Genomic DNA, 25,375 nt, shown 5'->3' on the forward strand with positions numbered 1-25,375 from the left:
CCATGACCCAAACGCTGGCTGATATGCGCCGCGACTACACCCGCGATGGCCTGACCGAGGCACAAGCTCCGACCGAGCCATTTGCGCTGTTCCATCAATGGTTCGCCGAAGCGGTGAAAACCGAACAGGCCCCGGTGGAGGCCAATGCCATGACTCTGGCCACGGTGGACGCCGATGGCCGTCCTCACTGCCGGATCCTGTTGCTCAAGGGCCTGGATAGCCAAGGCTTTACATTCTTCACCAACTACGACAGCGACAAGGGCCAGCAACTGGCCGCGAATCCGTTCGCGGCCATGACATTTTTCTGGCCGACCCTGGAGCGTCAGGTGCGCATCGAGGGCAAGGTGGTCAAGGTCTCGGCACAGGAGTCGGACGCCTATTACCAGGTTCGGCCCCTGGGCAGTCGCCTCGGCGCCTGGGCTTCACCCCAGAGCCGAGTGATTGACGGTCGTGGTGAGCTGGAAAACTTGCTCAAGGCCACCGAACAACGCTTCAGTGATAGCCAGCCCCACTGTCCGGAGCATTGGGGGGGGTATCGTTTACTGCCCGTGCGCATCGAATTCTGGCAGGGCCGCCCGAGTCGCCTGCATGATCGCCTCAATTACCGTCTGCAAGGGGCGGACTGGACTCGCGAGCGTCTGGCGCCTTAGCATCGGCATAGCCTGTCGCAGCGGCTTGAAGCCATTGCGGCAGGTCCCGACGCTTGATCCCTTGTTCTCGGGAGCGGGCCAGCTGTTGCAGCATGTAGGTTTTCTTCTGCTCATCCTGCCCCGCCAATGACAGCGCCAGATCGCGGTCCACCCAGTGTTTGATCCGCACGTATAACCACCAGTGAAAATACAGGCCGGCAACGGTGGTCGCGACGATGATGAAATAATCCATGCAAAATCCTTGGGCTGATGACGCAGGTTTCGGAAATTGACGCTACTGTTGGGTTAATTTTTCGGGTGCGCCTGTATCCCGCCTGAATGAAAACAATTTTATCCCGGCCGGGCCGTGACAGGCGTCAAGCTGCGGAGTTTAATAGTTCCCTGTCTTTTGGAGTTTGATCCTATGCGTAAGTCTGTTTTGCTGGTTGCTTCCTTTTCCACGATGGCGATGTTGCTCACTGGCTGTCAGTCGAGCCTGACCGGTGACTCTTACTCCCGTGACGAAGCGCGTCGCGTGCAGACCATTCGCATGGGGACTATCGAATCCCTGCGTCCGGTCAAGATCGAAGGCACCAAGACCCCGATCGGCGGTGCCGCCGGTGCGGTGGTGGGTGGTGTAGGCGGCAGCGCCATCGGTGGCGGCCGTGGCAGTATCGTCGCAGCCGTTATCGGTGCCGTGGCTGGCGGCCTGATCGGCTCCGCGACCGAAGAAGGCCTGACCCGTACCCAGGGTGTGGAAATCACCGTTCGCGAAGACGACGGCAGCATGCGCGCATACGTGCAACAGGTTCAGGAAAACGAAGTCTTCCGCGTGGGTGAGCGGGTTCGTATTTCCACTGTGGGTGGGACGAGTCGCGTATCGCACTAAGCTGATTGGGTAAGCGTTTCTCTGGTTTTTATGTTTGCTCAAGAAAAACGGCGCTTCTTCCATTGGGAAGGGCGCCGTTTTTTTGTGCAAAGCCAAAGCAAGGCGGTCTTACAGCGGACCGGAAGTTTGAGTGTACGTGTTCCCCTGTGGGAGCGAGCCTGCTCGCGATAGCGGTGGGACAGTTTGAATAGATGCTGGATGTGCCGACGCTATCGTGAGCAGGCTCGCTCCCACAGAGGGATAGCGTTTGCTTCGAGAAGAAGGGATCGCTATACAGCGATCCCTTCTTGCGCGGGCGTATCAGGAGGACAGTGCGGAAGGCTTGCGGCTGGCCGCCGCGGCCACTGCGTAGCCCAGCAGTGCCGCGAGGATCGACCCCGTGAGGATGCCCATCCGGTCCATGCCGGCATACTCGCTGACGCCGGGCTCGAAGGCCAGGGAACCGACGAACAGGCTCATGGTGAAACCGATCCCGCACAGGATCGCCACCCCCAGTATCTGACCCCAATTGGCGCCGAGGGGCAGGTTGGCGATGCCGATTTTCACGGCTAGCCAGGTCAGGCCGAACACGCCGACGGTCTTGCCCAGCAACAGGCCGACCGCGATGCCCATCGGCACGTGGTGGGTGAAGCTCTCGATGGTGACACCGCTCAAGGACAGGCCAGCATTGGCGAAAGCGAACAGAGGCAGGATGCCGTAGGCCACCCATGGATGCAGGGCATGCTCCAGGGTCAACAGCGGCGAGGTTTCGGCGTTCTTCGTGCGCAACGGAATGCAGAACGCCAACGTGACGCCGGCCAGGGTGGCATGAACCCCGCTCTTGAGCACGCAGACCCAGAGAATCAGGCCAACGATCATGTAGGGGCCTAGCCTGACCACGCCCATCCGGTTCATCGCCACCAATATGGCAATGCATGCCGCCGCCAGCATCAGGGACAAGGTCGACAGGGAGCCGGAGTAGAAAATGGCGATGATGATAATGGCGCCCAGGTCGTCGATGATCGCCAGGGTCATCAGGAACAGCTTGAGTGAAACCGGCACTCGTTTGCCCAGCAAGGCCAGCACCCCGAGGGCGAAGGCGATGTCGGTGGCCGTCGGGATTGCCCAGCCCGAAAGGGCCGCTGGATTGTCACGATTGAGGAACCAGTAGATCAGCGCGGGCACCACCATGCCGCCAATCGCCGCTGCCCCCGGCAGGACGATTTGCGAAGGCTTCGACAATTGTCCATCGAGCACTTCACGTTTGACTTCCAGGCCGATAAGCAGGAAGAACATTGCCATCAGGCCATCGTTGATCCACAGCAGCAAGGGCTTGGCGATTTTCAACGCGCCGACCTGGACCACCACGGGAGTATCCAGCAGGCCGCCGTACAACCAGGAAAGAGGTGAGTTGTTGATGACCAGGGCCAGCACTGCGGCGGCAATCAGTAGCAGGCCACTGGCAGCCTCCAGCTGGAAAAAACGCGTCAGGGAATTACGTAGAGGCAAGATCGCTCTCCATTCGTCAATCAAAAAAGTGGATACACCCTAACCTGTGCTGTTAGTTGTTAAAACAAAAGTTATATTCTTTTTTGTTATATGACGTTACAAAGCCGTCGAGGCGGTCGGGCAGTTGCCGGGCATATTGGACCTTAGCTGTACCTGTGCGCGATGTCGGTTTTTTCCTAAGCTTGTGACTGGTTTTTCCCATATCCGGTCCAGACCGCCAGACTTTCCCTGCGTTGGACCTATTCCTGCGAGAAAACATATGAACGACCACCGTCAGTGGGCACGCGAAGCGATTCGCATCATTGAGGCTGATTTCCAGCGCAGCGCCGATACGCATCTGATTCCGCTGCCACTGCCGGGTTTTCCGGGCATCGAGTTGTACTTCAAGGATGAGTCCAGTCATCCCACCGGCAGTCTCAAGCACCGACTGGCGCGTTCGCTGTTTCTCTATGCACTGTGTAATGGCTGGCTCAAGCCCGGCGCCCCGGTGATCGAGGCTTCCAGTGGCTCGACGGCCATTTCCGAGGCCTATTTCGCCAGGTTGCTGGACCTGCCGTTCATTGCGGTCATGCCGGCAACGACGTCCCGGGAAAAAATCGCACAGATCGCTTTCTATGGTGGCCAGAGCCATCTGGTGGACGATCCTACGCAGATCTATGCCGAGTCCGAGCGTCTTGCCCGTGAGCATGACGGGCACTTCATCGACCAGTTCACCTACGCCGAACGCGCCACGGACTGGCGGGCCAATAACAACATTGCCGAGTCGATCTTCCAGCAGATGCGCTTCGAGCAGCACCCGGAGCCGAGCTGGCTGATTTCCAGCCCAGGTACCGGGGGGACCACCGCGACCCTGGGCCGTTATGTACGCTATCGGCAACACGGTACCCGCGTATTGTGTGCCGACGCAGAGCGTTCGGTGTTCTTCGACTACTACCGCAGCGGCGATGCCAGCCTGCGCCTGGAGTGCGGCTCGCGGATCGAAGGTATCGGCCGGCCACGGGTCGAGGCGTCGTTCCTGCCCAAAGTCATTGATGCGATGGTCAAGGTACCGGACGCCTTGTCACTGGCGGCGATGCATTACCTGGCCCAGCGATTGGGACGACGGGTCGGCGGGTCCAGCGGCACCAACCTGATCGGTGCGCTGATCGCCGCGAAGCGGATGGTGGAGGCTGGTGAGTCGGGGTCGATCGTGGCGATCCTGTGCGACGGCGGCGAGCGTTATGCCACGACGTATTACGACCCGGCGTGGCTCAAGGCCCAGGGGTATGAATTGGATGGGCTGATGGACGCCGTGGCGGCGAGCGCGGAGCGCGGCGAGGCGTTGCCGGAGACGGTGCTGCGGGCCAATATCTGAGACCTTCCGGACACTGGAAATCCCTGTGTGAGCGAGCCCTGTGGGAGTAAGGCTTGCCCGCGATGCATACGCCTCGGTAGCAAGATAAACCGAGGCGTATGCATCGCGGGCAAGCCTTGCTCCCACAAATGCTCGTTCCCACAGGGGATGGCGGAGCGCTCGTGAAAGGGGATCAGGCTTCGAGGCCGAGGATATCCCGCGCCACCGCTTCGGCAATGCGGATCCCGTCCACGCCCGCCGACAGAATCCCGCCGGCATAGCCGGCGCCTTCACCTGCCGGGTACAAGCCCTTCACATTCAAGCTCTGCAGCGATTCGTTGCGGGTGATGCGCAGCGGCGATGAGGTGCGGGTTTCGATCCCGGTCAACACGGCGTCGTGCAGCGAATAGCCGCGAATCTGTTTCTCGAAGGCCGGCAGGGCTTCGCGGATGGCTTCGATGGCGAAGTCTGGCAGCGCAAGGGCCAGGTCACCCAGCGAAACCCCGGGCTTGTAGGAAGGTTCGACGCTGCCCAAAGCCGTGGACGGTTTGCCGGCGATGAAATCGCCCACCAGTTGAGCCGGAGCTTCGTAATTGCTGCCGCCGAGTACGAAAGCGTGGGATTCCAGGCGTTCCTGTAGCTCGATCCCCGCCAGTGGACCGCCCGGATAATCGACTTCCGGGGTGATCCCTACGACGATGCCGGAGTTGGCGTTGCGTTCGTTACGCGAATACTGGCTCATGCCGTTGGTCACGACGCGGTTCGGCTCGGACGTCGCCGCCACCACGGTGCCGCCTGGACACATGCAGAAGCTGTACACCGAACGACCATTCTTGGCGTGGTGCACCAGTTTGTAGTCGGCGGCGCCGAGTTTCGGGTGACCGGCGTATTTGCCCAGGCGCGCGCTGTCGATCAGCGATTGCGGGTGTTCGATACGGAAACCCACCGAGAATGGCTTGGCTTCCATGTACACCCCCCGGCTGTGGAGCATGCGGAAGGTGTCCCGGGCACTGTGGCCCAGGGCCAGGATCACATGCCTGGAATGAATGCGTTCACCGCCGGCCAGTTCGACACCGACCAGTTGGCCGTTCTCGATCAACACGTCCGTGACCCGCTGCTGGAAGCGCACTTCACCGCCGAGTGCACGAATCTGTTCGCGCATGGTTTCCACCACGCCTGTCAGGCGAAACGTCCCGATGTGCGGTTTGCTGACATAGAGGATTTCTTCCGGCGCCCCGGCGTTGACGAACTCGTGCAGTACCTTGCGACCGAGGAACTTCGGGTCCTTGATCTGGCTGTAGAGCTTGCCATCGGAAAACGTCCCCGCGCCGCCTTCGCCGAATTGCACGTTGGATTCGGGGTTGAGCACACTTTTGCGCCACAAACCCCAGGTGTCCTTGGTGCGCTGGCGCACTTCCGGGCCGCGTTCGAGGACGATCGGCTTGAAGCCCATCTGCGCCAACAACAGGGCGGCGAAGATGCCGCACGGGCCGAAACCGACCACTATCGGCCGCTCGTCCAGGCCTGCCGGTGCCTGGCCGACCATCTTGTAGCTGACATCCGGCGCTTCGTTGACGTTACGGTCGTCGGCGAACTTGCGCAGCAGGCCGGCTTCATCGCGTACCGTCAGGTCGAGGGTGTAGATGAAGCACAGTTCGGAAGATTTTTTCCGCGCGTCGTAGCTGCGCTTGAACAAGGTGAAGTCGAGCAGGTCATCGCTGGCGATGCCCAGGCGCTGCAGGATGGCAGGGCGCAGGTCTTCTTCGGGATGGTCGATCGGCAGCTTGAGTTCGGTGATTCGTAACATGACGGGATCCGGTTCGCGGGGCGCACAACTGCGCCAGGGCGTTCTTCAAACCGGCGATTATAAGCTGCAATCCCCTGTCACAGTGAATCAGTCGTTACGCGCACCACCAAAGTAGGCGCAGCCACGCTGGACCGCGCCATTGACCCGCAGCTCGGCACTCATGTGCTGGATACTGCCGCTGACACTGTCGACGCAGCGCTGGGGCGCGACCCACAGCTCGACTTTCTGGCCATTCGCTTCGGTGCTCAGGTCGAAACGACCGTCCCCCAGTTGCTCTTCAAGGTAAGGTACCGCCAGCGCAGGCTGGTCGTCACGTTCCAGCACAAGGCCCTTGCCACTGGCCTTGAGGCTCCACTCCGGGCCGTGGCCGGCGGCGTGCAGGACCAGCCGTTTGAAGTCGCCATCATCGCAGGCCGTGCCCGAGCGTTCCAGGCGATACAACTGCTCCAGGTCCAGTTGGCTGTCGGCCCCCGCCGTGGCGCTGGAGACGATATGGCCGCGCACGTCGGCGAACAGCTTGCCGCGCTCATCGGCCAGGGCGGCGGCCTGTTGCAGCACGCTGGTACCGCCGCTGTCGTTGACGATGTAGCGACGTTGTTCCTGGCACGGCTGGAACACCAGCTTCCCGTCGGCCGCCGTGAGTTCGCCTTGCATGCGTGTCTGGCCGGCGTGGGACGCGCTCTGGCGCGGGGCGTCGAGCAGTTGACAGCCAGCGAACAGGGGAAGGAGGGCAACACACAACAGGGAACGGGCGGCACGCATCATCGGGTCTCCAGACAGGTGCCGCCACGTTACTCAGACTGCTCCCGCATCACAAGCGGGAGCGTAGGCAAAGTGCTATTCAACCTACGTGAAAGGTCTGGCCGGTTTGTAGGCCTTCGACACTTTTTGCGTAGGCCAGTGCCACATCGGCGGCCGGCACCGGTTTGTAGCCGCGGAAGTAAGGGGCGTATTTGTCCATGGACTCCAGCAGCACGTTCGGGCTCACCGAGTTGACTCGCAGGCCCCGTGGCAATTCGATGGCTGCCGCCCGCACGAAACTGTCCAGGGCCCCGTTGACCAGCGCCGCCGAAGCACCGCTCTTGATCGGGTCGTGGCTCAGCACACCGGTAGTGAAGGTGAAGGATGCGCCGTCGTTGGCGAACTCCCGACCGATCAGCAGCAGGTTGACTTGGCCCATCAGTTTGTCCTTCAAGCCGAGGGCGAAACTTTCTTCGGTCATATCGCCCAACGGTGCGAACGTGACGCTGCCGGCGGCGCAGATCAGCGCATCGAAACGCCCGGTTTTTTCGAACAGGGCGCGGATCGAGGCGCTGTCGCTGATGTCGACGTGCAGTTCACCGCTGTTGCGGCCGATTCGAATGATGTCGTGGCGTGGTGCCAGTTCGCTGGCAATGGCCGAACCAATGGTGCCGTTGGCGCCGATCAACAGGATTTTCATGGACTGTTCCTCAGTGGGTTAAACGAGACTGCAGTCTAGAGTGGTTTTTTTCATTGATAAGCGTGCTAATAGGCAACCTTTGGTTTTCTATTGGAAACAATCCAGTGAGCGAGATGGATGACCTGGCGGCGTTTGCCGTTTTGATCGAGGCCGGCAGTTTTACTCTGGCGGCCCAGCAGTTGGGGTGCAGCAAGGGCCAGCTGTCCAAGCGTATCAGCCTGTTGGAAAGCCGTTTCTCGGTGATGTTGCTGCAGCGCACCACTCGGCGCTTGAGCCTCACGGCGGCCGGGGCGGCCTTGCTGCCCCAGGCCCAAGCGCTATTGGTTCAGGTGCAAAGGGCGCGTCAGGCACTGGCTCGATTGAAGGACGATATTTCCGGACCGGTGCGTATGACGGTTCCGGTGTCGTTGGGCGAAACCTTTTTTGAAGGACTGCTGTTGGAGTTCGCCCACACGTACCCCAACGTGCAGATCGAACTGGAGCTCAGTAACGGTTATCGCGACCTGACCCGGGACGGTTTCGACCTGGCGATCCGCTCCGACGCTGCCATCGATGAGCGATTGGTCGCCCGGCCGTTGCTGGCGTGGCACGAGATGACCTGCGCCAGCCCGGCTTATCTCGATCAGTACGGCGAACCACAAACCCCCCAGGCCCTGGCTGAACATCGCTGCCTGCTCAACAGCCACTACAGTGGTCGGGAAGAGTGGCTGTACCACCAGCAACACGAGCTGCTGCGGGTCCGGGTGTCGGGTCCGTTCGCCAGCAATCACTACAGCTTGCTGAAAAAAGCCGCCCTGGCGGGTGCCGGAATCGCTCGGCTACCGTCCTACCTGCTGAATGAAGAATTGGCGGATGGACGCCTGTGTTGGCTCCTGCGGGATTTTCAGACCCGTCGCATGCCGATGTATCTGGTACATCCCTATCAGGGCGGCCTGCCCAAACGCACCCAGGTGCTGGCCGATTATTTGATTGACTGGTTCAAGCGCAGTGGTGAGGCGCTTGACCGACTCCAGCAATAGCGAGGCATCACCCCAGCCCTTGTGGGAGCGAGCCTGCTCGCGATAGCAATCTCAGCCTCAGCACAGTTGTTGACGGACCCACCGCTATCGCGAGCGGGCTCGCTCCCACACGGCAATCCGGTGGTCGATGGACAGCACGCCGGGGCCCCGGGCCATCAGGTAAAGCAATACCGCCGCCCAGGTGCCGTGGGTCGGGTAGGCGTCGGGATAGACGAACAGCTGAATGGTCAGGGTCATGCCCAGCAGCGCCAGCGCCGAAAACCGTGTGGCAAACCCCAGCAGGATCAGTACCGGAAAGAAATGCTCGGCGAACGCGGCGAGGTGTGCGGCGATTTCCGGTGACAGCAGCGGGATGGCGTATTCGCTCTTGAATAACGGGATGGTTGAGTCGGCCAGGTGTGGCCAGCCGATCTGGAAGGTGCCATCGATCAAGTCGATGGCCAAACCTTCGATCTTGGTCTGCCCGGATTTCCAGAACACTGCCGCAATGGAAAACCGCGCAATGAACGCGATCAGGCTGTGGGGGATTTTCTCCAGCAGGGTAATGGCGCGAATGACCGGGCTATTCATGGCGATACCTTGTCGTGATGCAGGCGGGTAATGGCGCCGTGACTGATCAGCAGTGCCAGGGTTTGTGTAATGTCGAACGTGGGTGCGCAGGCCAGCGCCTGCCCGAGCGGTTGGCCACTTTGCAAGTTGCGCAGAAAAGTGAAGGCACCGCGGTCCAGGGCAAAGACTTCAACCTCGTGCCCGTTGCGCAGTACCAACGCGTATTGCCCTTGGTTCGGGTCGATCTCGGCGAGCCCGATGTCCGTTTGATGGGCAGCCCAGATCGCTACGACCGCGAACGCTGAATCGAACAGGCGCACGGATGGATGAAGGGTTACGCACAGCCCGTCCAGGGATTGTGGATCGGCGAGTGCTGCGGCGATCTGCTCATGGCCCAGAGGGTGAGCGTCAGCAGCGTGATAGGCGAGGGTGCGCAATCTTTCCAACCTGGCGACATCCGCCAGATACGGTACGGAGGACGCCGGTTCGAAGCCTTCGATAAAGTCGGCCAGATCCGCGCCATAGCCACTCATCAACGGACTATGGGGGGCTGAAACTTGCACGTAAGCGGCCGCCATGGCCCGGAAGAACTCATCCCCGACCAACTGCCGAACCACCGGGTAGGCCTCCGCCAATGCATTGATCAGTGAACCCTGGACGTTGTTGCGGTACACGGCGAAACGGCTGGCCGGGTCTGCACCGTTGGAGCTGTACAAGCCTTCCGGGCATGGTTGCCGGATGTCGAGCAGGGCGGCGGTGAACGCGGCTTGGCTGCTCATGTCGGCTTCCTCGCAGACAGCAACAGTTCGTCGGCCTGATAGGCTTCGGCCAACAGGACGCTGAAAGCCGGTACCTGATTGTCACGCTCGATCAGGGTGGCTACCGGGCCGACACGTTCCAGCGCCTGTCGGTACAACGCCCAGACCGCCAGGTCGATGGGCGCGCCATGATCATCGATCAACAAGCGGTCGCCGAGACTGTCGGAGTCTTCGGCAAAACCGGCCAGATGAATCTCGCCCACTGCCTGCAACGGCAACGCATCGAGATAGGCCAGTGGATCGCGTTGATGATTGATGCAGGAAACGTAGAGGTTGTTGACATCCAGCAGCAGCCCGCAGCCAGTGCGGCGAATCACTTCGCTGATGAAGTCCGCCTCGTCGAGGGTCGAGCGCTGGAATGCCAGGTAGGTGGCGGGGTTTTCCAACAGCATCGGGCGCTTGAGGGTATCCTGCACTTGTCCTATATGGGCGCAGACGCGGTTCAGCGTCGGCGCGTCGTAAGCCAGGGGCAGCAGATCATTAAGGAACACCGGGCCATGGCTGGACCAGGCCAGGTGTTCGGAAAAGGCTTGGGGCTGATAGCGTTCGATCAGTTCGGCGAGGCGCTGCAGGTGTGTCGCATCCAGCTTGCCCTCGGTACCGATGGACAGGCCTACGCCGTGCAGCGACAGCGGATACTGCTCGCGGATCAATCCCAGGAAATGGTGGAACGGACCACCGTCCACCATGTAGTTTTCGGCGTGGACTTCAAAGAAACCGATGTCCGGCCTGGAACCGAGCACTTGCTGGAAGTGCCCGGTCTTGAGCCCCAGCCCGGCACGGGGCGGGAGCTCGACGCTGGCTGCCTGAATGCCGGTGAAAGCAGGTTTGCAAGACGTGGTCATGGTCGACACTCAGGCAGGCAGTGAATCAGGACTTGGCTTTGTAGGCTTCGAGCTGACCGAAACCGGTTGGCGAGGTCTTGCTCATGGTGGTCATGCAAGTGCCTTTCGGAACGAGCTTCCAGGCGTTGCTCTGGTAGTCCATCTTGGCGGTACCGGCGCAGGTGGTGCCGGCACCGGCGGCGCAGTTGTTTTGTCCTTTCATGGCCACGCCAAAGCATTTTTCCATGTTGTCGTCAGCGGCGTGGACGGTCGATACGGCGGCGATGCTCAACGCGGAACCGAGGGCCAGGACCAGGGCGGAGGCGGACAGGGTACGGGTGGTAGCGGACATGATGGTTCTCCAGTTCTTCTTGGGAAATGAACCGGCTTCAGCGCCGGTCTGCTGAACTAGAGAGGGGAGGTGGGGAAGTGTTACAGCGAGTTTCGAATTATTTTTGATCACCGCGAAATTTGTGTACAGAAAGGGATTAAAAGAAGCATCTCCATCTTTTGTGGCGAGGGGATTTATCCCCGCTGGGCTGCAACGCAGCCCCAAACCAGGCAACTCGGTGAGTCAGGCAGATTGAGGCTGCTGTGATGGGGGCTGCTTCGCAGCCCAGCGGGGATGAATCCCCTCGCCACAAAGGTGTTCACATCTAGCTGGTGCAAAAAAAACGGCCCGAAGGCCGCTTTTGTTTACTGCAACTTCTTACCCGCCCAGGTACGCCTCGCGCACCTTCGGATCGACCAGCAGCGCTTCGCCGGTGCCCTGCATCACCACGCGACCATTTTCCAACACATACGCCCGGTCGGCGATTTTCAGGGCCTGGTTGGCGTTCTGCTCCACCAGGAACACCGTCACGCCATCCTTGCGCAGTTGTTCGATGATGTCGAAGATCTGCTGGATGATGATCGGCGCCAGGCCCAGGGAGGGCTCGTCGAGCAGCAGCAGCTTGGGCTTGCTCATCAGCGCACGGCCAATGGCGAGCATTTGCTGTTCACCGCCGGACATGGTGCCTCCGCGCTGGGTAAAGCGTTCCTTCAGGCGTGGGAAAAGGTGCAGGACCTTGTCCATCTGTTCCTGAAAATCGCCCTTGTCGGTGAAGAATCCGCCCATGGCGAGGTTCTCTTCCACGGTCAGCCGGGCAAACACCCGACGACCTTCCGGCACCACGGCGATACTCTTGCGCATGATCTGCGATGAGTCCTGGCCCACCAGCTCCTCACCCATGTAGCGGATGCTGCCACTTTGGGCCTGGGGCGAACCGCAGAGCGTCATCAGCAGCGTGGACTTGCCGGCGCCGTTGGCCCCGATCAGCGTCACGATTTCGCCCTGGCGGACCTCCACGTTGACGCTGTGCAGGGCCTGGATCTTGCCGTAGAAGGTGGAAACGTTTTCGAACTGCAGCATTTACGCTTCCCCCAGGTAGGCTTTGATCACTTCAGGATTGTCCCGGATCTGTTCCGGCGTGCCGTTGGCCAGGGGCGTGCCCTGGTTGATCACCACGATATGGTCGGAAATGCTCATGACCAGTTTCATGTCGTGCTCGATCAGCAGCACGGTGACGTTGTGCTCCTCACGCAACACGCCGATCAGGGCTTTCAGGTCTTCGGTTTCCCTCGGGTTCAGGCCGGCGGCCGGTTCGTCGAGCATGAGGATCCGCGGACGGGTCATCATGCAACGGGCGATTTCCAGGCGCCGCTGCTGACCATAGGCCAGGGTGCCGGCGGTACGGTTGGCAAACTCCTTGAGATTGACCTTTTCCAGCCAGTACTCGGCGTACTCCATCGCTTCGCGCTCGCTCTTGCGGAACGACGGGGTCTTGAACAGGCCGGCCAGGAAGTTGGTGTTCAGGTGACGATGCTGGGCGATCAAGAGATTCTCGATGGCCGTCATGTCCTTGAACAATCGCACGTTCTGGAAGGTGCGCACCACGCCCTTGAGGGCGATCTTGTGCCCCGGCAGGCCCTGGATCGGCTCGCCGTCCAGCAGGATGCTACCGCCGGTTGGCTGATAGAAACCGGTCAGGCAGTTGAACACTGTGGTCTTGCCTGCGCCGTTTGGTCCGATCAGGGCAACCACTTGTTTCTCTTTCACGGTCAGGGCCACGCCATTGACGGCCAGCAGGCCGCCGAAGCGCATGCTTAGGTTTTCAACCTTGAGGATCTCGCGGCTCATTTGCGCAGCTCCATGTGTGGGCGTTGCATAGGCAGCAGACCTTGAGGACGCCAGATCATCATCAGCACCATCAAGGCGCCGAACATCAACATGCGGTATTCGCTGAATTCACGCATCATTTCGGGCAGCAGGATCATCACGATGGCGGCCAGGATCACACCCAGCTGCGACCCCATCCCGCCCAGCACCACGATGGCGAGGATGATTGCCGACTCGATGAAGGTGAACGATTCCGGCGTGACCAGACCCTGACGGGCGGCGAAGAAGCTGCCGGCGAAACCGGCGAATGTGGCACCGAGGGTAAAGGCCGACAGCTTGATCACGGTCGGGTTGAGACCCAGGGCACGGCAGGCGATTTCGTCTTCGCGCAGCGCTTCCCACGCACGTCCGATGGGCATGCGCAGCAGGCGGTTGATGACGAACAATGCGGCCAGGGCCAGCAACAGCGCAACCAGATAGAGGAACACCACTTTGCTCACCGGGTTGTAGGTCAACCCGAAGAACTCGTGGAAGGTTTGCATGCCCTCGGCTGCATTGCGGTCGAAACTCAATCCGAAGAAGGTCGGCTTGGGAATGCTGCTGATGCCATTGGGGCCGCCGGTGAGGTCCGTGAGGTTACGCAGGAACAGGCGGATGATCTCACCGAAGCCCAGGGTCACGATGGCCAGGTAGTCGCCCCGCAGACGCAGCACCGGGAAGCCGAGCAGGAAGCCGAACGTGGCCGCCATCATCCCGGCGATCGGCAGGCAGATCCAGAAGCTCAGGCCGAAGTAGTGGGACAGCAGCGCGTAGGTGTAGGCGCCCACGGCATAGAACCCCACGTAACCCAGGTCGAGCAGCCCGGCCAGGCCGACCACGATATTCAGGCCCAGACCCAGTAACACATAGATCAGGATCAGGGTGGCGATATCCACCGCCCCGCGGGAGCCGAAGAACGGCCAGACCAGCGCAACCACGATCAGGCCGATGATGATCCGGCGCTGGGTACGCGGCAGGGTCAGGAACTGGCTGAGCTTGGGCGAAACCAGCGGGCCACGGCTGGAGCGCAGCGCGGCGCCGACCTGTTGGCTGAACAGCACCCGCAGGAACATCAGCACCGAGCACAAGGCAATGACACTCAGGGTCAGCGGGCCGGTGCCGTGCACTTCAAGGTTGACGCCGACAATGCTCAGCTTGAGGCCGAGCACCGGAAAGGCCACGGCCCAGACCAGCAGGGCGCTGAACAGCGCCTGTTTAAGATATTTGCTCATACTTTCTCAACCTCCGGACGGCCCAGGATGCCGGTCGGCCGGAACAACAGAACCAGGACCAGGAGACCGAACGCAACCACGTCCTTGTACTGGTCACCGAAGATATCGGCGCCGAATGCTTCGGCCACCCCCAGCACCAGCCCGCCGAGCATCGCTCCCGGAATACTGCCGATGCCACCCAGTACCGCTGCGGTGAAGGCCTTCAGGCCCACCAGGAAACCGGCGTTCGGGTTGATCACGCCATACTGCATGCTCAACAGCACGGCAGCGACGGCCGCCAGTGCGGCACCGATGACGAAGGTCAGGGCGATGATGTTGTTGGTATTGATGCCCAGCAGGTTGGCCATCTTGATGTCCTCGGCACAGGCGCGACAGGCGCGGCCCAGGCGGGAACGGGAGATGAACAGGGTCAGGCCGAGCATGGCGATCAGGGTCACGACAAAGACCAGGATCTGCATGTAGGAAATCAGGACTTCTTCAGCACCGCCCGGGCCGAAGGAGAAACTCCCCGGGATCAGGTTGGGAATGGACTTGTCCTTGGAGTCCTGGGACAGCAATACAGTGTTTTGCAGGAACAGCGACATGCCGATGGCGGAAATCAGCGGGATCAGACGGTTGCTGCCACGCAAGGGCTGGTAGGCAACACGCTCGATACTGTAGCCATAGGCACTGGTCACGACGATCGATGCGACGAACGCAGCGGTCATCAACAGCGGCAGTGAGTGGATACCCAGCATGGCCAGCCCGGCAAGGGCAATGAAAGCCACGTAGGAACCGATCATGTAGACCTCGCCATGGGCGAAGTTAATCATTCCAATGATGCCGTAAACCATTGTGTAGCCAATGGCTATCAAGGCATAGGTGCTGCCAATGGTCAGGCCATTAACCAGCTGTTGGAAAAAGTGATAGATCTCAGGCATTACAGCGCTCCTAAAAACCCGATACGCATTTCACTGGTGGAGTCATGTTCCGGCCCGGTGCTGTGTTCTGTGATCACATTTGCACGGAGCGTTTGCCAGCGAACCGCTGGTGACGGTTTTAAGATTTTCAGGTGAACCAGCGCCCGGATCGCGGGTGCCTGGCCCATAAACCTCGTAAAACAAAGCCCACTGCTTGCACAGTGGGCTCGTTGACCGTGAGTGTCCCGTATCACAAAAAAAGAACGTATTTGTGAAACAGGACACTAGGCCTGGCTTACTGAGGGGAAACTTCAGTTTTCGGTTTGCCGAAGTGCCACTGGTAGACCACGAATTTGAAGTCCTTCAGGTCGCCCTTTTCATTGAACGACAGTTCGCCGGTCGGGGTCTTGAAGGTGCCTTTGTGGAGGGCTTCAGCGACCTTGGTGGTGTCGTCGCTCTTGGCGGCCTTGATGCCTTCGGCGATCAGCTCGACGGCGGAGTAGGCCGGGAACACGAACGGACCACTTGGATCCTTGCCGTCGGCCTTGATGGCCGCAACGATCTTCTGGTTCTCAGGATCGGCGTCGAAGGATTTCGGCAGGGTCACCAGCAGGCCTTCGGAAGCGTCCTGGGCAATTTGCGAGATGGAGTCGTTGCCGACACCTTCAGGCCCCATGAACTTGGCGTTCAGGCCTTTTTCCTTGGATTGACGCAGGATCAGGCCCAGCTCAGGGTGGTAGCCGCCGTAGTAGACGAAGTCGACGTTGTTCTGCTTGAGCTTCTGGATGATCGAGGAGAAGTCCTTGTCACCAGCGTTCAGGCCTTCGAATACGGCGACTTTCACGCCTTTGCTCTCGAGGGTCTGCTTGACGGCGCTGGCGATGCCTTCACCGTACTGCTGCTTGTCGTGCAGGACCGCAACGACTTTCGGCTTGACGTAGTCGGCAATGTAATTACCGGCGGCAGGGCCCTGGGCGCTGTCCAGGCCGATGGTGCGGAAGACCAGCTTGTAGCCACGGGCGGTGATTTCCGGGCTGGTGGCCGCTGGGGTGATCATGATCACGCCTTCGTCTTCGTAGATGTCCGAAGCCGGTTGGGTGGAGCTGGAGCACAGGTGACCGACGACGAACTTGACGCCATCGTTGACCACTTTGTTCGCCACGGCTACGGCCTGTTTAGGGTCGCAGGCATCATCGTATTCCTTGGCTTCGAGCATTTTGCCGTCGACGCCGCCCTTTGCGTTGATGTCCTTGATGGCTTGTTTCGCGCCGACGAATTGCATGTCGCCGTACTGGGTCACCGGACCGGTCTTCGGACCGGCGATGCCGATCTTGATGGTGTCGGCGGCTAACGAATGGCTGGCAACCCCGGCCAGAACCATAGCGGCAAACAGTTTGGAAATCTGCTTAGTAGCCTTAGTCATAGTGCTCCACTCATGCTGTTGTAGTTTTTATAGTCCTGGCGCCGTAGCGGCAGAACCGGGTCAGATATTCTGGATATCCCCCCGGAAAATGCCCCCGGCAACTGTACCGGTACAGTGTAGAGCGCCGGTTGTTGGCAAGGGAAGCTGGCGCTTGGGGGCAAAATCAGAGGGTGTCGCTTTATCGAAAGAAAAAGACAGAATAGCGGCGGGCAATGTCCGGTCAAATCGGCAGTCCCTGGCTTTGCTGTGCTTTTCAATCGTACTCCAATTGCTACCGGGTTTTTCTGCCAGACCACCGACGTTATCATTCGCGTCGATTTCTTTTCCGGACAGTCCCATGAATCAAGAACCTAGCACCCTCTATGCCAAACTGCTTGGAGAAACTGCATCCATCACCTGGAAGGAGCTGGAGCCGTTCTTTGCCAAGGGTGCCCTGTTATGGGTCGAGCCGGCACTGGATTTGATCGCCGCCGCCGAGGCAGTCGCTCAGGATGAAGGCGATAAAGTCGCCGCCTGGCTGGCCGCCGGGCAACTCGCCAAGCTGTCTGAAACGCGGGCGCTGGATTTTCTGGAGCGCGATCCATTGCTGTGGGCGGTGGTGGTTTCGCCGTGGATAATGATCCAGGAAAGGGCGTCGAATTGATCGATGCACCAAATTGGGTCGTATCTTGATCGAATAAAAGTGTGTAGCTGAGTAGCGTGATGGCACCCTGCCGTGGTGAAACGCCACAGGGCAGGGTGACGTATACGTAACGGGAACAGTTCATGGGGCAGCCTTCGGGCTGCCTAATTGTTTCTGGATGTTGTTCCGGGGTGTTGTCCAGGCCGCCATCGCGAGCAGGCTCGCTCCCACGGAGGACCGATTTCTTCCAGGAAGATCGCGATTCAATGTGGGAGCGAGCCTGCTCGCGATAGATGCGCGGCGGTCTCGCGACAGCTTCAGTAAGTCTTGCCGGTATGGTTATTGAGCGAAATGACCTTGGTCTTGCCGATGCGATGGCGGTAGATCTCGCGCAGATATTTGATGGCCTTCTTCACACAATCACGGGACAGGCGGATATCGTTGATCGAGACGAACTTGTCCTTGTCGTTGATGAGTTCGCGGTACTTCTTCTCGTACATCGGCTTGATCGCGTACCAGTTGGTATCGAGGATCTTCGCCGGGTTCTCGAATTCGTTGAGCAGGTCGTCGATCCGTTCCTCGTCGAAGTCTTCATTGATGATGAAGTCCAGGATCGAGTTGTCCAGGGTGTCGTCGAAGCGATACGGGTTGCGGGCGAAGCAGCGCTTGATGAAGGCCACGATCAGGGTCAGGAAGTCATCCGACAGGCACGGGCTCTTGGCGATCAGGGTGGTCAGCGACAGGTTGGCCGATGCGCCGATCACCAGGGCATAACGCTTTAGGGTGGTGTTGGGAAACAGGCTGTTGAGATGGGTCTTGAGCCGGTTCAGGTCCATGTAGGACAGCTTGTAGTCCTTGGGCAGCGAAACGATGGACACCACCGAGGAGCAGTTCTTGAAGAAGTGCAGGTCATGCAGGGCGGCGGCGTCGTAGCCGGAATTCTTGTATTGCTCCAGCGAAGCCCGGTAGCGCTTGGATTCGATCGGCAACAGGCTGATCCCCTCGATGGCCTGGGTCACTTTATTGAAGTGCGGCAGGTCGATGGAGCGGAAGAACAGGTCGTCGATGTTCAGGCGCGGCGGTTCTTTGTCGAACACCTTGAACTTGTCGCTGCTTGGCGCCGGGGTTTCCGGGACGACGGATTCGGCGTAGGCAATCGCCACGGGGCCGGCCAGACTCATGAACAAGTCGTTGGCGTCCAGGCGAATGGTTTCACCGATGTCGATGCCGGCACGACGGAAGTAGTTCTGGTCGTAATCGGTGGTGACCGCCTGGGCCGTCAGGATGTTGAAGATCTGCTGGGAGATGTACTGGTTGGCGTGCTTCTCCATGGCGTTGACGTCGATGTTCTGGATGTTGCCGTCATCGTTCTCTTCGGCGTAGCGCATGATGTCGTTGGAGATCAGCATCATTGCGTTCCACGGGCGGATACGGCCCATGACGCTGGCTTCGCTGCTGTCTTCATTAGCGAAGTTGTACGAGAAATCCCATTCTTCCGACAGGTACTTGCACAGTAGACGCCCGGCGTTAATGTGCAGGGCTTCGGACATTTCGCTGCGGTGATCGGAAATGTTCGGCAGTACGCAGATGCCGCTGGTGAAAATTGGTTCGAAGACGAAAGAGTGACCACTTTTGCCGTCGTGCTCATCCATCGGCTTGGTGTCGAACGTCTTGTTCATGTACGAGTGCTGTTGGGCCAGGCCGAACTCCGAGGCCATGCCCGAACCGGTACCGCCGCCGGCGCTGAAGATCGAGAAGTACAGGCGCGACTGGTTGGCCTTGATGCCGCAGCTGTCGATCAGGTACGAGTGGATCATCTTCCAGTCGGGGCTGGAGAAGCGCTGGGTGTCCTTGTTCAGGATGATCTTGGCCAGGTACTGGCCCAGGATCGGCGCGTTACCGGCGCCACCGGCATGGACTTCCGACAGGTCCATGATTTTCATCTTGCTGTAGTCGCGCAGGAAGCCGGTTTTTTCGCCCTTGCGTGAGAATCGGATGCGTCCGGCAATGTCCTTGTCCAGATCGCCGAGCATCACCAGCGGCTCCACCAGGAACACCGGTTTGGTCGCCTTGCCGGTGCCCAGGCGCAGGTTGTTGCGGATCCACTGCGCAGGACGGTAGCCCTTGTCGCTGTAGGCCTTGTCTTCGTTGTTGAATTCGTTGAGGTAGAACTTGCGGGCGTTGTAGACCAGTTCCGCCACGTCCAGGGCGATGTTGGAGCCGCAGCGCCCCAGGCCGATCAGGCACACCGAAGGGAATTCCTGCTGGTCACGTTCGCTCTCGTCGTCCACCAGATGAGGTGGGCGCGGGAACACGGTATCGCGCAGGCCGTCGAGGTTATCGAGGATGCGGTCGGTGTTGGTCTCGGTGAAATACAGATACTGCTGCGTCGCCAGGGGACGCGAGCTGTTCGATGACTTCGGGGTCTCAGGGCCGTTGGCGGCCGGGCCCAGGGTCAGATCGGATACCGCAGTGGCTGTTTTTTTTGAGGTCATTATGCGCCGTAGCCTGAACTGGTGGGTTGGACGACCGCTGTCATCGAACCATCGCGGATGAAAGAAGCTTCATGATGGATCGGCCACCGGGACATGATCTTTAATCAAGAACGGGCAAAATGATGGCAATTGTTACGGTTTGTTGATCGGCATCAATAAACGGGTCGTGCCCCATGGTCGGGTATCAGCGCTACGAATGATTGGAGACAGTCTCCGCACTGCTGTCTAGATTGCAGGTTCCGGGCTCGGATGCCTCGCCCATAACAATAAAAGAGACGGAACCATGCAGAACTCGACCCAAGCGGCGAATGCCTGGCGCATTCTGTTCCTGTTGTTTCTGGCCAACCTGTTCAATTTCTTCGACCGCACCATCCCGGCGATCATCATCGAGCCGATCCGCATGGAATGGAGCCTCAGCGATTTCCAGATCGGCATCATCGGCACCGCCTTCACCATCGTGTATGCCATTGCCGGCCTGCCCCTGGGGCGCATGGCCGATACCGGGTCGCGCAGCAAGCTGATGGGCTGGGGACTGGCGGCCTGGAGCGGGCTGACGGCAATCAATGGCCTGGTGGGCAGTTTCTGGGCGTTCCTGTTGGTGCGCATGGGTATCGGTATTGGCGAAGCCAGTTACGCGCCGGCTGCGAACTCGCTGATCGGCGATCTGTTCCCGGCCCATCGCCGGGCTCGAGCCATGGGAATATTCATGCTGGGCCTGCCGATTGGACTGTTGCTGGCGTTCTTTAGCATCGGGGCGATGGTCAAGGCTTTCGACAGCTGGCGCGCGCCGTTCTTCATCGCCGCGGTGCCGGGGCTGGTGCTGGCGGTCTTCATGTTCTTTATCAAGGAACCCAAGCGCGGTGCGGCGGAAACCGTGCCGGTGTCCCAGGAAAAAATCGACCGGCCGATCCGTCGGGTGCTGGCGATTCCCACGTTCCTGTGGCTGGTGCTGGCGGGGCTGTGTTTCAACTTCGCCACTTATGCCTGCAACTCGTTCCTGGTGCCGATGTTGCAGCGTTACTTCCTGATGCCTCTGCATGAAGCCGCCGTGGCCACCGGGATCATGGTGGGCGTGACCGGACTGTTCGGGCTGACTCTGGGAGGCTGGATCGCCGACAAGATTCATCAGCGGGTGCCCAATGGCCGGTTGCTGTTCGCTGCGTTCAGCCTGGTCGTTTCCACGCTGACGACGGCCTGGGCGCTACATGCCGGGCGCATTGAGATTGGTGTGTTCGTTGCGGTGTTCAGCGTCGGTTGGCTGTTTGCCTATACTTTTTACACCTGCGTGTACACGGCGATCCAGGACGTAGTGGAGCCGCGTCTGCGGGCGACGGCGATGGCGCTGTTCTTCGCCGGGCTGTACCTGCTCGGTGGCGGCCTGGGACCGGTGGTGGTTGGTGGCCTGTCGGATTACTTCGCTCGCACCGCCATGGCCGCTACTGGCGCTCCGCAGATGACAGAGGCGTTCAAGGCCATCGGTTTGCACGATGCGATGTACCTGATCCCGGTGGCGCTGTTCTTGACCATGGTGTTCCTGTTCCTGGCGTCGCGCTGTTTCGCCCGCGATGCCAAGCGGATGAAGGATGGGATGAGTGCGCAGGTGGAACCGGGGATTGTTGCGGCGACGGCTTGAGGTGATAGGACATTATGAGGCTTTTGTGGCGAGGGGGATTTTGTTTACCGAACCTGTTCCTCCCGCCCCCGCAACAGTCGGTTCGGCATCGCCACTGCCGCCGCCAATCCCAGCAGCGACACCGCTGCGCTGATCATCAGCAGATGGCGGAACGTCGTCTGCAACTCCAGGCGCAGGGCGTCCCGTGCTTCGCCCGGGGCGGCGTTCAAGCCGTCCAGCAGGGCGTTGCCGGAATGGCCTTCGCTGATCAGCGACGAACCGGCGAACTGAGCAAAACCTGAATCCTGCAGCAAGGCCAGCAGCAATGCTGACATCAGCGCCACACCCACCGCGCCGCCGAGGGAACGGAACAGGTTGGTGGTGCTGGTGGCGACGCCGATATCCCGTTGTTGCACCGAGTTCTGCGAACCCACCAGTGAGGTGGGGAACTGCATGCCGGAGGCGATGCCGCCGAGCAGCATGAACAGGCTGCTGAGCCAGAACGCGTCGGGCGCCGTGCAGGCCATGCCGAGGATTGCGAAGGGAAAGAGCAGGGCGCCGCTGAGGATCATCGGTTTGTAGCGGCCCGTGACCGAGGTGCGGCGTCCGGCGAAATACGCGCCGATGGGCAAACCCATCGCCAGTGGCAGCAGATGCAACGCCGCGCTGTCGGCGCCGGCACCGGTCACGCTCTGAAAGCGCAGTGGTACCAGCACTGTCAGGGAAATCGCTTGGAAGCTGGTGAAAAATACCGTGCACCAACACAACACCGCGCTGCGGTTGACGAACAGGTGCATCGGCAGCAAGGGCTCCCGGGTACGGCGTTCGTGCCAGACGAACATGCCCAGCGTCGCCACGGCGCAACCCAGCAGTCCCAGTACGCTCCGGCTGTGCCAGGCCTGCCCCTGACCGACTTGGGTAATACCCAGCAGCAACGCGCTCAGGCCGATGATCAGCAGGATGGTGCCCAGGTAGTCGATGATTGGCGTGCGGTGCGGCACCGACAGCCCGACCAGGGTGCGGCGCGCCACCAGCCAGGCGCCCAGGCCCAGTGGCAGGTTGATCCAGAATACCCAGCGCCACGACAGGTACTCGGTCATGTAGCCGCCCAGCACCGGTCCGGCCACACTGGCCACCGCATACATGCTGCTGAAGTAACCCTGATAGCGGCCACGCTCGCGGGGCGGCACGATGTCACCGATGATCGCCTGGCTCACGGAGATCATCCCGCCAGCACCGATGCCCTGGAGAATCCGCGCCAGCACCAGCTGTTCCATGTTTTGCGCCAGGCCACAGAACAGCGAGGCCAGGGTGAACAGCCCCATGCCGAACAGCATCAGCGGTCGGCGACCGTAGAGATCGCCCAGCTTGCCGTAGATCGGCACCGCCACGGTCATGGCGACCATGTAGCCGGAAATGACCCAGGCCAACAGGCTGAGGTCCTTGAATTGGGCGGAGATGGCCGGCATCGAGACGGCGACAATGGTCTGGTCCAGCGCGCCCAGGAAAATCGCCAGCATCAGGGCCACCAGTACGCTGTGGATAGCGGGCTGCTGGACGTTGAGGGTGTTGAGCTGAGTCACGATAGAGCCTGCGGGCATCACGCCAAAGAGGCGAGTGAAGAAGGAGCCCGCAGTGTAAGTCGGTAGCCGGCTATTCGATAGCCTCGTAAGGAAGTCCGACGTAATTTTCTGCAATGGTTTTTCGCCCGGCTTCAGAGTCGACGAAATATTCCAGCTCGGCTTCGCTGATGCGCTGGTTGAAGGCGTCGTCGTCGAAGCGGTGCAGCATCGACGTCATCCACCAGGAGAAGCGCTCGGCTTTCCAGACGCGCCGCAGGCAGATGGCCGAATACCGCTGCAGCAGGTCCACTCGGCCTCCGCGATAGACCTTGAGCAGGATGTCGAACAGTGTGCTGACGTCGCTGGCCGCCAGGTTCAGGCCCTTGGCCCCGGTGGGCGGGACGATGTGGGCGGCATCGCCCACCAGGAACATGCGCCCGTACTGCATGGGCTCGACCACGAAGCTGCGCAGCGGCGCGATGCTCTTCTCGATGGACGGGCCGGTGACCAGGGCCTCGGCCAGATCGGCGGGCAGGCGGGTCTTGAGTTCGGTCCAGAAGCGCTCGTCCGGCCAGTCAGTCACCTGTTCTTCGGCGGGTACTTGCAGGTAGTACCGGGTGCGGGTCTTGGAGCGCATGCTGCACAAGGCAAATCCGCGCTCGTGGCGGGCGTAGACCAGTTCCTCGTTGACCGGCGGAGTGTCGGCCAGGATGCCAAGCCAGCCGAAAGGGTAGACCCGCTCGAAAACTTTCAGTTTTTCCGCCGGGATGGATTGCCGTGCCACGCCATGGAAGCCATCGCACCCGGCGATGTAGTCGCAATCCACGCGCCAGGTTTCACCCTGATGCTCGAACGTCACGAAAGGCTGGTCGGTCTGCATGTCCTGGGGGCGGGCGTTGTCGACCTGGTAAAGCGTCCGGGCACCGGCCTTTTCGCGGGCGGCCATCAGGTCGCGTGTCACTTCGGTCTGACCATAGACCATCACGTTCTTGCCGCCGGTCAACCCTTTGAGATCGATGTGTACCCTTCGGCCATTGAGGACCAGTTCGAAACCGTCATGCTCCAATCCCTCGGCATCCATGCGTTGGCCGACGCCGGCCCGACGCAGCAGTTCGGCCATGCCTTGCTCCAGCACACCGGCGCGGATGCGACTCAGGACATAGTCCGGGGTCTGGCGTTCAAGGATAAGGGTGTCAATTCCGGCATTGTGCAATAACTGGCCGAGCAGTAGTCCAGAGGGGCCTGCACCGATAATGGCGACTTGGGTCTTGAGGGTTTTCATTGTTGTTATGACTCGCACGAAGCACGCGACCAGGGCCGGTGTGGATTGTTATGAACCGAGTCCTTGCATTTTTTCCTTGCGGGCCTGTCAATTGAAGGGGAAAACTGAGCCGATACCTGTACTTTCTGCCAATCGGTGCGATTATCGCCCGTTACCCGAGGCCGATCCTCGTTATGAAGAAAACAGACCTGCCTTCGATCCCGGTGTTCAAGCTCTACGGCGAAAGCCTGGATTGGCCGACGCCGGACTTGCTGCACTGCGAAACCATTTCCAAGCGCAGTCGCGAGCATCAATGGGAAATCAAACCCCATCGGCATGCCGACCTTTGCCAGTTGCTGTTCGTCTTCAAGGGCCAGGCTGAGCTGGAAATCGAAGGCCAGCGCACCCGACTAGACGAGCCGGCGGTGCAGATCCTGCCGCCGCTGTCGGTCCATGGCTTTCGCTTCTCGGAAGATGTGGAAGGTTACGTGGTGACCCTGGCGGCGCCGCTGGTGACACACTTGCAAGGGCAGTTGGGCCATTCGGTGAACATTCTGGCCCAGGCCGAGAGCTACCCGGCCGGTGAAAACGCCGAATACCTCAACAGCCTGTTCAGCGCCTTGCAGAATGAGTACATGGGGCATCAACCGGCCCGGGAAATGCTCATGCATGCGCTGGTCAACGTGATCATGGTCTGGGTCAGCCGCCAGGTCATGCAGCGACGTACCCAGACCCAGCGCCCGCAGCGGGCCCGGGAATACCTCAACGGGTTCATGCAACTGGTGGAGGAAACCTATCGCGAGCACGTCAAGGTGGAAGACCTGGCCCATCGCCTGGGCATTTCCGTGTCGCACCTCAACGGCACCTGCCGCGAGTTGGCGGGGCAGCCGGCTTTGCAGATCATGCATGAGCGTCAATTGCTGGAGGCCAAGCGGATGCTGACCTACACCGGCATGACCATCTATGAGATCTCCGAGATGCTCGGGTTCTCCGACCCGACCAATTTCACTCGCCTGTTCCGCCGCCGCGTCGGCATTTCGCCCAAGGCCTTCCGAGACCGGCTCAAGACCGATCAGCAGGACGACTGAGCGCGCGTCAGCGCAGGGCGTTCAAGGTCGCGTTGTGCGGAATGCAGCGTTCGAAGTTGCAGCTGGCGTAGTCCCGGGGCAGTTGTCTGGCCTGCTCGACCCGATAGGCCGCCGTACCATACAGCGCGAGCGTAGCGGCGCAGGTCACGAAAATGGCGAGGCGTCTTTTTGTTCTGATGTTCATGGC

Annotated in this window: 26 protein-coding genes; 7 read left to right on the forward strand and 19 right to left on the reverse strand. The window is 60.4% G+C overall.

Annotation, left to right across the window (positions count from 1 at the left end; translation table 11 throughout):
- Positions 1-2 precede the first annotated feature (2 nt).
- On the forward strand, positions 3-650 hold the full coding sequence (gene pdxH, locus QZH45_RS07585) for a pyridoxamine 5'-phosphate oxidase (RefSeq protein ID WP_024776352.1): 648 nt from the start codon (positions 3-5) through the stop codon (positions 648-650).
- On the opposite strand, the gene QZH45_RS07590 is transcribed toward pdxH, so the two are convergent.
- A complete protein-coding gene (locus QZH45_RS07590; protein ID WP_024776353.1) occupies positions 598-882 on the reverse strand; it encodes a hypothetical protein in 285 nt (94 codons plus the stop codon). The two genes, pdxH and QZH45_RS07590, sit on opposite strands and share 53 nt — an antisense overlap.
- A 171-nt stretch (positions 883-1,053) precedes the next feature.
- On the opposite strand from QZH45_RS07590, the gene QZH45_RS07595 reads away from it, so the two are divergent.
- On the forward strand, positions 1,054-1,518 hold the full coding sequence (locus QZH45_RS07595) for a glycine zipper 2TM domain-containing protein (protein WP_024776354.1): 465 nt from the start codon (positions 1,054-1,056) through the stop codon (positions 1,516-1,518).
- 300 nt (positions 1,519-1,818) lie between these two features.
- Here the strand turns inward: QZH45_RS07595 and nhaA are convergent, their stop codons facing one another.
- On the reverse strand, positions 1,819-3,006 hold the full coding sequence (nhaA, locus tag QZH45_RS07600) for a Na+/H+ antiporter NhaA (RefSeq protein WP_024776355.1): 1,188 nt from the start codon (positions 3,004-3,006) through the stop codon (positions 1,819-1,821).
- 259 nt (positions 3,007-3,265) lie between these two features.
- Here nhaA and QZH45_RS07605 point away from each other — a divergent pair, with 259 nt between their 5' ends.
- The gene (locus tag QZH45_RS07605) at positions 3,266-4,360 is read left to right on the forward strand and encodes a PLP-dependent cysteine synthase family protein (RefSeq protein WP_024776356.1); all 1,095 of its coding nucleotides are present in this window, start codon (positions 3,266-3,268) and stop codon (positions 4,358-4,360) included.
- Between the two features lie 172 nt (positions 4,361-4,532).
- Here the strand turns inward: QZH45_RS07605 and QZH45_RS07610 are convergent, their stop codons facing one another.
- The 3 genes from QZH45_RS07610 to QZH45_RS07620 all read right to left on the reverse strand — a co-directional run bounded on the left by QZH45_RS07610 (position 4,533) and on the right by QZH45_RS07620 (position 7,587).
- Positions 4,533-6,146 carry an NAD(P)/FAD-dependent oxidoreductase gene (locus QZH45_RS07610; protein WP_024776357.1) on the reverse strand — a complete coding sequence of 538 codons (1,614 nt, stop codon included), beginning with the start codon at positions 6,144-6,146 and terminating at the stop codon, positions 4,533-4,535.
- Positions 6,147-6,233: 87 nt separating this feature from the next.
- Positions 6,234-6,908: a COG3650 family protein gene (locus QZH45_RS07615; RefSeq protein ID WP_024776358.1), complete on the reverse strand. Its 675-nt coding sequence runs from the start codon at positions 6,906-6,908 to the stop codon at positions 6,234-6,236.
- Between the two features lie 79 nt (positions 6,909-6,987).
- The gene (locus QZH45_RS07620; RefSeq protein ID WP_024776359.1) at positions 6,988-7,587 is read right to left on the reverse strand and encodes a short chain dehydrogenase; all 600 of its coding nucleotides are present in this window, start codon (positions 7,585-7,587) and stop codon (positions 6,988-6,990) included.
- A 104-nt stretch (positions 7,588-7,691) separates the two neighbouring features.
- Here QZH45_RS07620 and QZH45_RS07625 point away from each other — a divergent pair, with 104 nt between their 5' ends.
- Complete coding sequence (locus QZH45_RS07625) at positions 7,692-8,606, forward strand: LysR family transcriptional regulator (protein WP_024776360.1); 915 nt, start codon at positions 7,692-7,694, stop codon at positions 8,604-8,606.
- An 84-nt stretch (positions 8,607-8,690) separates the two neighbouring features.
- Here the strand turns inward: QZH45_RS07625 and QZH45_RS07630 are convergent, their stop codons facing one another.
- From QZH45_RS07630 to QZH45_RS07675, 10 genes are all read right to left on the reverse strand, one after another.
- Entirely contained in the window at positions 8,691-9,176 is a 486-nt protein-coding gene (locus QZH45_RS07630; RefSeq protein ID WP_053192798.1) for a DoxX family protein, read from the reverse strand.
- Positions 9,173-9,934 (reverse strand): HvfC/BufC N-terminal domain-containing protein, encoded by a 762-nt coding sequence (locus tag QZH45_RS07635; RefSeq protein ID WP_053192800.1) that lies wholly within the window; start codon positions 9,932-9,934, stop codon positions 9,173-9,175. The genes QZH45_RS07630 and QZH45_RS07635 overlap by 4 nt, the downstream gene beginning before the upstream one ends.
- Positions 9,931-10,818: an MNIO family bufferin maturase gene (gene bufB / locus QZH45_RS07640; protein ID WP_053192802.1), complete on the reverse strand. Its 888-nt coding sequence runs from the start codon at positions 10,816-10,818 to the stop codon at positions 9,931-9,933. Before bufB ends, QZH45_RS07635 begins: the two co-directional genes overlap by 4 nt.
- Before the next feature lie 25 nt (positions 10,819-10,843).
- On the reverse strand, positions 10,844-11,149 hold the full coding sequence (locus QZH45_RS07645) for a BufA1 family periplasmic bufferin-type metallophore (protein WP_024776364.1): 306 nt from the start codon (positions 11,147-11,149) through the stop codon (positions 10,844-10,846).
- 357 nt (positions 11,150-11,506) lie between these two features.
- A complete protein-coding gene (locus QZH45_RS07650) occupies positions 11,507-12,208 on the reverse strand; it encodes an ABC transporter ATP-binding protein (RefSeq protein WP_024776365.1) in 702 nt (233 codons plus the stop codon).
- Positions 12,209-12,976 carry a high-affinity branched-chain amino acid ABC transporter ATP-binding protein LivG gene (livG, locus tag QZH45_RS07655; RefSeq protein ID WP_024776366.1) on the reverse strand — a complete coding sequence of 256 codons (768 nt, stop codon included), beginning with the start codon at positions 12,974-12,976 and terminating at the stop codon, positions 12,209-12,211.
- Positions 12,973-14,226, reverse strand: coding sequence for a high-affinity branched-chain amino acid ABC transporter permease LivM (locus tag QZH45_RS07660; protein ID WP_024776367.1), 1,254 nt, complete (start codon positions 14,224-14,226; stop codon positions 12,973-12,975). Before QZH45_RS07660 ends, livG begins: the two co-directional genes overlap by 4 nt.
- A complete protein-coding gene (gene livH / locus QZH45_RS07665; RefSeq protein ID WP_024776368.1) occupies positions 14,223-15,146 on the reverse strand; it encodes a high-affinity branched-chain amino acid ABC transporter permease LivH in 924 nt (307 codons plus the stop codon). The genes QZH45_RS07660 and livH overlap by 4 nt, the downstream gene beginning before the upstream one ends.
- Positions 15,147-15,420: 274 nt before the next feature.
- Positions 15,421-16,548: a branched-chain amino acid ABC transporter substrate-binding protein gene (locus QZH45_RS07670; RefSeq protein ID WP_055135109.1), complete on the reverse strand. Its 1,128-nt coding sequence runs from the start codon at positions 16,546-16,548 to the stop codon at positions 15,421-15,423.
- 60 nt (positions 16,549-16,608) lie between these two features.
- Positions 16,609-16,887 (reverse strand): hypothetical protein, encoded by a 279-nt coding sequence (locus QZH45_RS07675; RefSeq protein ID WP_057430961.1) that lies wholly within the window; start codon positions 16,885-16,887, stop codon positions 16,609-16,611.
- Between QZH45_RS07675 and QZH45_RS07680 the strand changes: the two genes are divergently transcribed.
- A complete protein-coding gene (locus QZH45_RS07680; protein WP_024776370.1) occupies positions 16,886-17,191 on the forward strand; it encodes a DUF2288 domain-containing protein in 306 nt (101 codons plus the stop codon). The two genes, QZH45_RS07675 and QZH45_RS07680, sit on opposite strands and share 2 nt — an antisense overlap.
- 296 nt (positions 17,192-17,487) lie before the next feature.
- Here the strand turns inward: QZH45_RS07680 and QZH45_RS07685 are convergent, their stop codons facing one another.
- Complete coding sequence (locus QZH45_RS07685) at positions 17,488-19,665, reverse strand: hypothetical protein (protein ID WP_053192804.1); 2,178 nt, start codon at positions 19,663-19,665, stop codon at positions 17,488-17,490.
- A gap of 283 nt (positions 19,666-19,948) precedes the next feature.
- On the opposite strand from QZH45_RS07685, the gene QZH45_RS07690 reads away from it, so the two are divergent.
- Positions 19,949-21,298, forward strand: a complete 1,350-nt coding sequence (locus QZH45_RS07690; protein ID WP_053192806.1) for a spinster family MFS transporter — start codon at positions 19,949-19,951, stop codon at positions 21,296-21,298.
- Positions 21,299-21,342: 44 nt separating this feature from the next.
- Here QZH45_RS07690 and QZH45_RS07695 read toward each other — a convergent pair whose 3' ends face one another.
- Both QZH45_RS07695 and pobA read right to left on the reverse strand, forming a co-directional pair.
- On the reverse strand, positions 21,343-22,878 hold the full coding sequence (locus tag QZH45_RS07695; RefSeq protein ID WP_155766206.1) for an MDR family MFS transporter: 1,536 nt from the start codon (positions 22,876-22,878) through the stop codon (positions 21,343-21,345).
- A 52-nt stretch (positions 22,879-22,930) separates the two neighbouring features.
- Positions 22,931-24,121 carry a 4-hydroxybenzoate 3-monooxygenase gene (gene pobA, locus QZH45_RS07700; protein ID WP_053192810.1) on the reverse strand — a complete coding sequence of 397 codons (1,191 nt, stop codon included), beginning with the start codon at positions 24,119-24,121 and terminating at the stop codon, positions 22,931-22,933.
- Between the two features lie 173 nt (positions 24,122-24,294).
- On the opposite strand from pobA, the gene QZH45_RS07705 reads away from it, so the two are divergent.
- Positions 24,295-25,188, forward strand: coding sequence for a helix-turn-helix domain-containing protein (locus QZH45_RS07705; RefSeq protein WP_024776375.1), 894 nt, complete (start codon positions 24,295-24,297; stop codon positions 25,186-25,188).
- A gap of 7 nt (positions 25,189-25,195) precedes the next feature.
- On the opposite strand, the gene QZH45_RS07710 is transcribed toward QZH45_RS07705, so the two are convergent.
- A complete protein-coding gene (locus QZH45_RS07710; protein ID WP_167355727.1) occupies positions 25,196-25,372 on the reverse strand; it encodes a hypothetical protein in 177 nt (58 codons plus the stop codon).
- Positions 25,373-25,375 lie beyond the last annotated feature (3 nt).

Origin of the sequence: Pseudomonas corrugata (assembly GCF_050920615.1) — a bacterium.
In the GTDB taxonomy this organism is placed as follows: Bacteria; Pseudomonadota; Gammaproteobacteria; order Pseudomonadales; family Pseudomonadaceae; genus Aquipseudomonas; species Aquipseudomonas corrugata.